Consider the following 10,324-nt stretch of genomic DNA (forward strand, 5'->3'; position numbering starts at 1 on the left):
TCTATGCTGCCCGGCAAAGAACGACGGGGGGTGAAAGCGAGGGAATGCCACAGTTGCCTGATATCGCGGCGTAACGGGTGGCAGTCAAGCGGGAACCCAATTTACACCACTTGCGGGGACGCTATCCTCCCGCCCCGCCGCGAACACACGCACTGGCGGGGTTTCAGCGGGAGCATATACCCGGTTACCCGGCACACCGCGATCTGGCTGGAGCGACGTACCAACGCTTTTGCTTTCCCTCCGGCGTTACCTAAACCATACGCAGCCAGGGTGTCCTTGTCAACGGAAACTCCTGACTTCGTTTGCGTTCTCTTGACCTTCTAGTTACATGAAGGTGTACCCTCCCCTGAGGGGACGGCGAAGCATGCGGATCGGTGAACTGGCCTCGCGGGCCGGCGTAACCACGGGGGCCATTCGGTTTTACGAGCAACTGGGGCTGCTCAGGCCGGAAGGGCGAACGCCAGCAGGCTACCGCGTGTTCGGGCCCGGCCAGGTGGAACGGCTGCGCTTCATCCGAGCAGCCCGGATGCTTGGGCTTTCCCTGAGCGCGATCGCGGAGGTGCTGGCCGTCCGGGACCAGGGCCGGCGCCCCTGCGAGTATGTCCTGGACCAGATGGCAAAGAAGATCGACCAGGTGAACCGGCAGATCGCAAGCCTGGAGCGGCTCAAGCGCGAGCTCGGTGAACTGTACGAGCTGGGGCGGTCCCTGCAACGCGGGCCGGACCGGGCGGCAGACAGGACGCGCTGTATCTGCGACATCCTCAGTGAGTCAGGTTACCGGCGGATGCAGCCTGATTCCGGCGCCGGCCAGCGGCCGGACGGAGGTGTGGCACGTGCCAAAGAAGTCGCTCTCCAAGGGAGAAAGGGCTTCCTATGACCTGGTGATCTTGGGCTCCGGGTCGACGGCTTTTGCGGCCGCCCTTCGGGCCGTTGAACTTGGGGCCCGGGTTGCCATGACGGAACACCGGACCCTGGGCGGAACCTGCGTCGCGCGCGGCTGCCTCCCCTCCAAGAACCTCATCGCTGCTGCCCGGCTCGTATGGGAGGCTCGCCACCCTCGCTACCGCGGCCTGTCGCAGGCTCAGATGGCCGTCGACTTCGACACGCTGGTGAAGCAGAAGGACGAACTGGTCTCGCACTACCGCCAGGGGCGCTATCAGTCCATCGTGGACGAGTCGGACGCCATCGACGTCTATTACGGGAGGGCCAGGCTGGCCGGTGAGCACGAGGTGGTCGTTGGCGACCGACGGCTTCGGGGCGAGCACGTTCTCATCGCGACCGGGAGCCGCCCGTTGATCCCTCCTGTTCCGGGACTGGGGGGCGTTCCGTCGTACCTGACGTCCGACCTGCTCACCGTCGGCGAACCGCAGGAGCTTCACGAGCTACCGGGTTCACTGGCCATCATCGGTGCCGGCTATGTCGCGCTCGAACTGGGCCAGATGTTCCACCGGCTGGGCTCTCGGGTCACGCTCATCGAGCCGAGCGAGCGGCTGTTGCCGCGCATGGAACCGGAGGTTGGCGACACCCTTGTCCCGCTGCTGCGAAAGGAAGGGCTCGAAGTTTTCCTGGGCGCACGCGTGACCCGCGTGGAGCGAACGGACGGGCCGGACCGCCGCCAGGTGGCGCTTCGCCTGCAGACTGGAGGCCACGGTGACGTCATCCTGGCCGATCAGGTGCTCGTGGCAGCGGGGCGGCAGCCCAACACGGACGGTATCGGGCTAGAGGAGGCCGGCGTCGAGCTGGACGCCCAGGGCTTTGTACGGGTGGACAGACTGCTCCGAACCTCTCGCCCGAACATCTGGGCAGCAGGGGACGTCATCGGCCTTCAGCAGGGCAGCCAGCTTGCGACTCCGGTGGGCGCGTTCGACGGGGCGATTGCCGCGGAGAACGCGCTGGCTGGGGCGGGCAGAGAGGTCGACCACACAGTGGTACCCCGCGCCATATTCACCGAGCCGGAGGTGGCCAGCGTTGGGTTGACCGAAGAGCAGGCTGTCCGGACGGGGCACCGCTGCGCCTGCCGGGTGCTGGAGCTCGAGTGGGTGCCGAAGGCCCGCGCCACTTATCGCACGGATGGCTTCATCAAGATGGTGGCGGACCGCGACAGCCACCGGGTGCTCGGCGTTACGATGGTAGGACACGACGCTTCCGAGGCGATCCACGAAGCGGCCATGGGTCTCGAACTCGGAGCGCGAATCGAGCATTTCCGCCAGATGATCCACGTTTACCCGACGATGGCGGAGGCCCTCAAACTCGTGGCCACCAGCTTCTTCAAGGACGTCCGGAGACTATCCTGCTGCGCTGACTGAAGCGGTCCTTCCGTTCGGTATTTTCGGGTTCTTTTCAGGCGTTTCTCAGGTAGTTTTCAGGGTTCGCGCCTAAGCTACAGGTGGAGGCTCGCCATGTCTCATCGGGGCTCCGAGCCCTCGCCTCTTCGGATGCCGGCCGGCAGCGCCCCTGTCGGCACGCCTCGGAGTGCCCGCACGCATCTGCTCACCTGGCTCACCACGCTGGGCCCGGCTGCCTTCGTGGGCGTCTTTGAGTTTGCGCGCCACTACTCTCCCCTCAACACGGTTCTGCCCCTGTGGGCCGGCAACGTCCTGGTCTTCCTGGTGGTTTTGGTGGGCGCTTACTTCTTCTCAGGGTTCGTCTTCGGCATCATCAGCCGCATGCAGGAGGAGCTGATCCGCCGGACTGAGGCGCTGGCCCAGCGCACCGCGGTGGCCGAGGCGCTCTACCGCATCAGCACGGAGATTTCGGCCGCTCTCGATCTGGATCACGTGATGGAGTCGGTGGCCGCCAGCACCCGAGAGCTTGTGGAGGCGGACATGGCCGCCGTCGGTCTGGCAGGCGAGAGCAGCACCCAGCTCACGTGGCGGGTGGCCTCGGCGTCAGAGGCGGTCCACTGCCGAAAGCTTTTGCAGGAGTGCGGGCCGGCCATCCTCACCTCCCTGGCCGAATATGGCGCGCCGCTCAAACTGGAGGACGTATCCAGCCGGGGTGCAAGCAGCGAGCCGCCTGCAGAAGAATCGGGGCCCCATGAAGCGCTGCGTGCTCTTTGCCGCGGCGGCTTTCAGGCCGTCATGGCCGTCCCGCTGCGGGCCGGAGAGCACTTTGCCGGTGCCCTGATCGTCGCCAACTGCCGGGCTGCCCGCTTCAGCGACGATGCGGCCGCAGTCGTCAGCGGCCTTGCGACCCAGGCGGCCATCGCTATCGAAAAGGCGCGCCTGGTTGAGCAAGTGCAGAGCCTCGCCGCCCTGGAGGAGCGAGAGCGCATTGCCCGGGAGATGCACGATGGTGTCGGCCAGGTGCTGGGGTACGTGAGCATCAAGGCGCAGGCGGTGCGCGAGCTGGTGGTGGCGCGCCGCTTCGACGAGGCGCGCCTTCAGCTGGATCAACTTGCGGCGGCCGCCCGGGAGGTTTACACCGACCTGAGGGAAACGATCCTGGGCCTGCGCACCTCGGTTCGCCCCGGTCGCCCCCTGGTGGAAGCGCTTCGGGAGTACCTTGAGCAGTTCAGCCGCGACACCGCTGTGGCGGCCCACCTCGAGGTTCCAGAGGATACGCTGGCCCTGCGGCCTGTCGTCGAACTGCAACTTCTGCGAATCATTCAGGAGGCGTTGACCAACGTTCGCAAACACGCGCAGGCCCGCAACGTCTGGGTTCGCTTCTCCCAAGATTCAGGCCGCTGGCAGGTTACCGTGGAGGACGACGGGCGCGGTCTGGGCGCCTCCACCCACGGCGTTCGGGGGCCCCGCTTCGGGCTGCAGATGATGCGTGAACGCGCCCAGAGCATGGGGGGCGTGTTCCAGATCGCATCCCGGCCCGGCGGGGGCACTCGCGTGCTTGTCATGTTGCCGGCGGAGAGTGAGGCAGACGGCCATGCGTCTGGTTCTGGCGGATGATCACCCGCTATTCCGGGACGGCATCCGCAGCCTGCTGGAGGCGCGGGGCCTCGAGGTGATCGGCGAGGCCAGCACCGCTTCTGAGACGGTCCGGCTGACTTTGTCGCTCCGGCCTGACCTCGTCTTGATGGACATCGGGATGCCGGAGGGGGGCGGGCTCGAAGCCACCCGCCTCATCAAGGCATCGGCTCCGGAGGTCAAGATCATCATCCTGACCGTATACGACGACGATCAGACGTTGTTTGAGGCCATCAAGTGCGGGGCTGACGGCTATCTGACGAAGAACCTCAAATCCGACGAGTTTTTCTCCCTTCTGCAGGGTGTCACCCGTGGCGAACCGGCCATCTCGCCGCGCCTGGCTTCCCGGATTCTTCAGGAACTCGGCCGCCAGATCCGGGGAGAAGCGAGGTCGGCGCCTTCCGACGAGCTGACCGAACGCGAACGCGAGGTGCTGCATCTGGTGGCGGCCGGCGCCACCAACCGGGAGATTGCGGAACGCCTGTTTATCACCGAAAATACGGTTAAATTTCACATGCGGAACATCCTCGACAAGCTGCACCTGCGCAACCGGGCGGAGGCCGTCGCTTACGCCATGAGGCGGGGGCTCTTGCCACCCTCGGCTTGATCGCACGGGACGGATCGAGGGCCGTCCATCCACCCGGTGGAGTGCGGGCCCCACTCACCCGGGGAACTCCGAGGCCTACCCCGACGGGTAGGCCTCTTGCTTTTTCACACTACTCTCGCGGACGTCGCTTCCTGTACCGGACTCCGCTTACGCTGAAATCGCCTGAGGAAGTCAGGGGGTGGTCAAGAGATGCGCAGGATGCGACGGTTTGGGCCGACGGGACTGTTGGTGGCCGCTTTGCTGGCACTATTGGCCGCCGGCGCGCAGGGAGCGCGGCGACAGGCCTTCACGGTGGTGATGGGCGAGTACTCGTTCGACCCGGCCACGCTCACCGTGTCCGCGGGAAGCCAGGTCGAGATCACGCTGGTCAACCAGGGGCGCCTGCCTCACGAGTTCATGGTCTACCCCTCCGGTCCGAATATGCCCATGGAGCGCAAAGAGATGCACGAATGGGTCGAAGCCAATTCCATGCTGAAGGGCGTTGAAACCACCGTGGAAGTGGACGGTAATACCATCTCCGGCACCGAAATCATGGAGGTCGTTGTAAAGCCGGGAGCCAGGGTGAGCATCCGATTTGTCCCTGCCAGGACGGGTACGTTTGAATTCGCCTGCCTGATTCCTGGCCACTACGAGCAGGGCCAGAAAGGCCAGCTCATTGTCAAGTAGCTTCCAAGCGGGGGGCTTATCGGGCAGGCGTTGAAGGGTGGGGGGAGAAGGGCTGTGAAAGACGGGCGGGTTTGGCTGGCCATATCGTTCGTGTTGGTTCTCTCGGCTCTTACCGCGGCGCGGCTGGTGATGGCATCGTACGCACCCCCTTCGTCCGTGACCCGCCCCATCGTTCCACGCACCTGGCAATTCCACGTGGTGCTGGCCGCGGCGGGCAGTGACGAGGTGACGGCCAGGCGGTGGCACCCGGGAACTCTGGTCGTGAACGCGGGGGACACCGTCGTTTTGAAGGTAACCAATGCCGACCCCGACTTCGCCCATGGCTTCGGGATCGCGGCAGCGTTCAGGTCCCGGGACGGCGGCGTCAACGTGACGCTGCAGCCCGGCGAAAGCCGCACGTTCACCTTCACCATTGACAGGCCCGGCATCTACCTGTTCTCATGCACGCTGGAAGGGTGCGCCGAGGATCACGCCGACCAGAAAGGGCAGCTTGTGGTCCTGCCCGCAGAGTTGGGGGCTGTCGGCGGGTGAAGCTTTCACGGCGCGCCTTGCTGCAAACCACAGCGGCCTTTGCCGTGGCCGCGGGGGCACCCGAGGCCGTCTCCAAACTGGCCAAATGGCTGAAGGGGCACACTCCCCGCGGCGTTCCGGCCCTGGCCGCCGACGGTTCCACCGGACGCCTGGTCGTGCTGGATGCCGTGCCCGAGGCAGGCAGGCCGGCCGTGGCCCGCGCGGCGGGCGCCGGGCACTCTACGGCGGCCGTGGCCCCGGGGGCACCGGCGGCACCCGGCGCCGTCGCGACGCACCGCTTCGTGATGGTCATCGACCTGGCGCGCTGCGACGGGTGCGGTGCCTGCACCGAGGCTTGCAACGCTTTCCACTTCGTCCCGCCGGGCCAGGAGTGGATCAAGGTTTGCCGCCTCAAGGACAGCGAGAACACAGCGCCCTACTGGTTCCCCCGGCCGTGCATGCAATGCGACAACCCCCCGTGCGTGACGGTCTGTCCGGTGAGCGCCACGTACAAGCGGGAAGATGGCATCGTCATGCAGGACAATGATCGCTGCATCGGCTGCCGCTTCTGCATCGCCGCCTGCCCGTACGGCGCCAGATACTTCAACTGGGTGGAGCCGCTCCACTCCCCCGAAGAGCGCAGCGCCACTTACAACATCGAAATGCAGTACCCGCACCGCAAGGGCGTCGTTGAGAAGTGCGTCTTTTGCCCCTCGCTGGTGGGAGAGGGCGAGCTTCCGGCGTGTGCCCGGGCATGCCCGATGGGGGCCATATGGTTCGGCGACGAGGTGGAGGATATCGCGGCGAACTCCCAGGGACAGAGGATGAAGCTGTCGGAGCTCATCCGCCAGAACGGTGGATATCGGTACCTGGAAGAACTCGGCACTGAGCCCCGGGTGTACTACCTGCCACCGCGCCGCCGGGTTTACCCCGCACCGCCTGACGAGACGGCAACCTGAAGGCGAGCACCGCAGAACGCGAGGAGGCGTCTTGGAATGGAGATGACCCACGCCGCGGCCTGGCGGCGCCCGGAGCCGGTGTGGACTGCGCAGGAGGCGCCCCTGATCGACTCCATCACCCGGCCGGGCCCGGGCTTCTGGGCTTTTGTCGGTGCCCTGTTGGCCGTCGTCGTGTGGGGATTGATCGCCTACGGGGTTCAGTTGCGGGACGGCCTGGGCGTGACGGGGCTTCGCAACAACGTCATGTGGGGTGTTTACATCACCGACTTCGTCTTCTTCATCGGCGTGAGCCACGTGGGGGCGCTCATGTCGGCCATCCTGCGCATCACGGGGGCAGAATGGCGGCGGCCCATCACGCGGATGGCGGAGGCGATCACGTTCGCATCGCTGCTCATGGGTGCTGTCCAGCCCCTTATCGACATGGGCCGCCCCGACCGCGTGCTCAACTTGCTGCTCCACGGACGGCTGCAGTCGCCGATCCTGTGGGATCTGATTTCGATCACCACCTACCTCACCGGCAGCACCATCTTCCTGCTGCTACCAATGATTCCCGACATCGCCATGCTCCGCGACCACCTGCCGGATCTGCCGCGCTGGCGCCGGGCGCTTTACCGGATTCTGTCGTTCAACTGGCGGGGTACGCCGGCTCAATGGGAACGCCTCGAGCGAGTCATCGGCATCATGGCGCTCCTCATCATGCCGGTCGCCATCTCAGTACACACCGTCGTCTCATGGATTTTCGGCATGACCCTGCGCGCCGGTTGGAACAGCACCATCTTCGGGCCGTACTTCGTCTTCGGGGCGCTTTTCTCCGGAGCCGCCGCAGTCGTGACGGCGATGGCTGTTTTCCGTCGCGTGTACCGTCTGGATCACTACATCACGGAGGAGCACTTCCGCAAGATGGGGTACCTGGTGTTGGCTCTCGGCCTCATTTACGGGTACTTCACCTTCGCTGAGTACCTCACGCCGGCCTACAAGATGGCCGAAGCCGAACGCGGGTACCTCAACTCCGTGCTGACCGGTGAGTTTGCCAGGCTGTTCTGGTTCACCCAGATCGTTGGGATTGCGCTGCCGGTGTTGTTGCTGACGGTTCCGAGGATTGCCACCCTCATGGTGCTTCGCAACATTCCGTTGCTGCGGCCCCGGCCGCTTCTGACTTCCGGTCTGGCCGCCTTACTCGCATACGCGGTGATCCATACGCAGGTGCCGCTGGCAACCACACACCCCTTTGTGCACTACGTCCTGGCGCGCATCGCGGTGGTGCTTCTCGGGCTGGGGGTTGTGTCGTCCCTGCCCTACCTGCACGAAAACCCCATCCATGCCGCGGTGATCGCCTCGGTACTGGTCAACATCGGAGCCTGGACGAAGCGCTTTGTCATCATCGCTCCCACCCTGCTCAACCCGTTCATGCCCATCCAGTCAGTGCCGGCGGGGTGGGGGATTTACCGGCCGACCTGGGTCGAGTGGTCGATCACGGCAGCGGCGCTGGCGGGGTTCACCCTGGTCTACACGCTGTTTTCGCGGCTCTTCCCCATCATCTCCATCTGGGAGACCCGGGAGGTGCGGGCGCATGAAGTGGCTTCCCTGCAATTCCCGGCCGTGGAAGGACAGCCTGCTCATGAGGCTCCGCCAGCTTAGCGCAGTCCTGGTGCTGGCGGCGGCTGTTGCGCTGGTGCTGTTCTTCGCCTCTGGCGGGGCAGCGCTTGCCGCCGCCCGCCCTGGCCCCGAGCAGCTGCAGGCGGTCTCGCCCCGGCCTCAGTTCATCAGCCCCTATCCGCCGGTGGCTCTGGTCGCAGCACTGGGGCTCGTGGCCGGCGCCGTCTGGCTGACGTACGCCTACGTTCTGTACCAGGTCTGGCGGATTGCCACTCGCCCTTGACCTTCGAGTCGACTGGAATCCTTACACTCATTTCCGAAGGTGATACCCGGTGGCGACCCTACATTACAGAGTGGGTGGTATGCACTGCTCGCTCTGCACCGAGTCCATCCGCCGCGCCCTGACGCGCCTCGCGGGCGTGGACGAAGCTCAGGTCAGCATCGCCCACGGGGAGGTCCTCATCCGCTACGACCCATCACAGATACGCCCGGAGACGCTCTCCGCCACGCTGCTCGACCTCGGATACACGGTTCGTACGGGGCAGGCGACTCTGGCGCTGGCCAGGGCCCGGCGACCCTGGGCTGATTACGGTACGGGGGCTGGAATTGCTGCGCCGGGCCGACGTGGTGGTGGCCGACCGCCTCGTCAAGCGGAAACTTGTCGAACAGGCATCAGCCGCTGCGGAACGCCTCTGGCTCGAAGACTTCCCCGGGCCGAACGACTTGCGGCATACGGCTGTCTGCCGACTCCTGGTCGAGCGGGCGAAACAGGGGAAGCGGGTGGTTCGCCTCAAAGCGGGAGATCCCTTCATGTTTGGCCGGGGCGCGGAGGAGGCCGAAGCATTGGTGGAGGCAGGTGTTCCCTTGGAGGTGGTACCGGGTGTCACCTCTGCAGTGGCTGTGCCGGCTTACGCCGGCATCCCGCTTACTGACCGCCGGCTGGCCTCAGCCGTGGCCATGGTCACCGGCCACGAGGATCCTGCCTGCGGGCCATCCGATATCGACTGGGCTGCGCTGGCGCGCATCACGACACTGGTGGTGCTGATGGGCATGCGCAACCTGGAAGCCATCGTCCGACGGCTCGTGGCAAAACCCGGCCCGCCTGAATACATCTGGTCCCGGCGGCCAACACCCGCCGGGACCAGCCCTTCAGCGCCGGGGTTTCGTGGAGTGGACGGGTGGAACCACCCCGGGTGAGAACGGGACCAGACAGGCTACCCCTTCACTACCATCTTCCCTACCATGCCGAGCTGCGCATGGCCGGGCACCGTGCAGATGAACTCGTACTCCCCGGGCTGTTCAGGGGCCCTGAAGCTCAGCACGCGCTCCTGGCCGGGGTCCAGCAGGCCGGTGTTCACCTGAAGGGTGGCAATGCTGAAATCGTGCGGGCTCAGCGGGCCGACGTTGATGAACTTTAGCACCACTAGCTGCCCTGGCCTTACCTCTAGGGCCGCCGGCTCGAAGTGAAACTTCAGCCCGGCATCGGTGGCGACCACCAAGAACTGGGGCTCGCGGGCCTTCAGGGCCTCGGTGAAGTCCCGGGAGGCGGCCTGCATGCGCGCGGGTTCCCTGACCCAATAGACCGCAACGAGCGCCATCAGGGCCCAGAGCAATGCCGTCGTGATGATGTAGGTCCTGCTTCTCACGCTGTCCCGTCCCCTCGATTTGCCGTTGAGCGCCTGCTCTTCCGCTCTGCTTATATATAGCCGTGGGCGGGCTCGTCCTCAAGGGGTACTGAGGCGCGCTCTCCGGAGCCGCCCCGCCGGTTCGAGCTCTTCGGTGAACCCGGTCTGTGGCACGGCTCGGTCCTCACCGGACCTCCTGCCCGCTGCTCGAGAACCCCACGAACATCGCCAGGTTAATGAGGACAGGAGCCCGGAAGGCCCGGCCGGCCTCCCGGCTAGAACACGCTCTGCCGGGGATGGCCTGAGGATTTCCTGATAACGCTGTACAGCTCGAACGATACGAGGCTGGGGCTCACCCAGGTGGGGCTCTCTCCCAGAAGGCTGCCCGCCGGCGACTCGCGCAGGAGGCACCGGCGGGCTGCAGTCTTTGCCGTGCTTACC

Annotated in this window: 10 protein-coding genes and 2 pseudogenes; 11 read left to right on the top strand and 1 reads right to left on the bottom strand. The window is 65.6% G+C overall.

The features are described from left to right. Positions 1–364 precede the first annotated feature (364 nt). The 11 genes and pseudogenes from AB1609_07690 (at position 365) to cobA (ending at position 9,455) form a co-directional block, all read left to right on the top strand. Complete coding sequence (locus tag AB1609_07690; protein ID MEW6046350.1) at positions 365–877, top strand: heavy metal-responsive transcriptional regulator; 513 nt, start codon at positions 365–367, stop codon at positions 875–877. Then, complete coding sequence (gene merA, locus AB1609_07695; GenBank protein ID MEW6046351.1) at positions 834–2,306, top strand: mercury(II) reductase; 1,473 nt, start codon at positions 834–836, stop codon at positions 2,304–2,306. Before AB1609_07690 ends, merA begins: the two co-directional genes overlap by 44 nt. A 93-nt stretch (positions 2,307–2,399) precedes the next feature. Continuing rightward, positions 2,400–3,902 (top strand): GAF domain-containing sensor histidine kinase, encoded by a 1,503-nt coding sequence (locus AB1609_07700; GenBank protein ID MEW6046352.1) that lies wholly within the window; start codon positions 2,400–2,402, stop codon positions 3,900–3,902. Further along, positions 3,880–4,527: a response regulator transcription factor gene (locus tag AB1609_07705; protein MEW6046353.1), complete on the top strand. Its 648-nt coding sequence runs from the start codon at positions 3,880–3,882 to the stop codon at positions 4,525–4,527. Before AB1609_07700 ends, AB1609_07705 begins: the two co-directional genes overlap by 23 nt. A gap of 189 nt (positions 4,528–4,716) precedes the next feature. Continuing rightward, positions 4,717–5,193 carry a cupredoxin domain-containing protein gene (locus AB1609_07710; protein MEW6046354.1) on the top strand — a complete coding sequence of 159 codons (477 nt, stop codon included), beginning with the start codon at positions 4,717–4,719 and terminating at the stop codon, positions 5,191–5,193. Between the two features lie 54 nt (positions 5,194–5,247). Beyond that, positions 5,248–5,724, top strand: a complete 477-nt coding sequence (locus AB1609_07715) for a cupredoxin domain-containing protein (GenBank protein ID MEW6046355.1) — start codon at positions 5,248–5,250, stop codon at positions 5,722–5,724. After that, a complete protein-coding gene (locus tag AB1609_07720) occupies positions 5,721–6,662 on the top strand; it encodes a 4Fe-4S dicluster domain-containing protein (GenBank protein ID MEW6046356.1) in 942 nt (313 codons plus the stop codon). Before AB1609_07715 ends, AB1609_07720 begins: the two co-directional genes overlap by 4 nt. A gap of 36 nt (positions 6,663–6,698) precedes the next feature. Next, a complete protein-coding gene (nrfD, locus tag AB1609_07725; protein MEW6046357.1) occupies positions 6,699–8,300 on the top strand; it encodes an NrfD/PsrC family molybdoenzyme membrane anchor subunit in 1,602 nt (533 codons plus the stop codon). Next, positions 8,281–8,541 (top strand): hypothetical protein, encoded by a 261-nt coding sequence (locus tag AB1609_07730; GenBank protein ID MEW6046358.1) that lies wholly within the window; start codon positions 8,281–8,283, stop codon positions 8,539–8,541. Before nrfD ends, AB1609_07730 begins: the two co-directional genes overlap by 20 nt. 70 nt (positions 8,542–8,611) lie before the next feature. Continuing rightward, positions 8,612–8,776: pseudogene (locus AB1609_07735) on the top strand (heavy metal-associated domain-containing protein). 58 nt (positions 8,777–8,834) lie between these two features. After that, positions 8,835–9,455: pseudogene (gene cobA / locus AB1609_07740) on the top strand (uroporphyrinogen-III C-methyltransferase). A 17-nt stretch (positions 9,456–9,472) separates the two neighbouring features. Here the strand turns inward: cobA and AB1609_07745 are convergent. Next, entirely contained in the window at positions 9,473–9,904 is a 432-nt protein-coding gene (locus tag AB1609_07745) for a cupredoxin domain-containing protein (protein ID MEW6046359.1), read from the bottom strand. Between the last annotated feature and the right edge of the window lie 420 nt (positions 9,905–10,324).

This window comes from Bacillota bacterium (genome assembly GCA_040754675.1).
Classification (GTDB): domain Bacteria; phylum Bacillota; class Limnochordia; order Limnochordales; family Geochordaceae; genus Geochorda.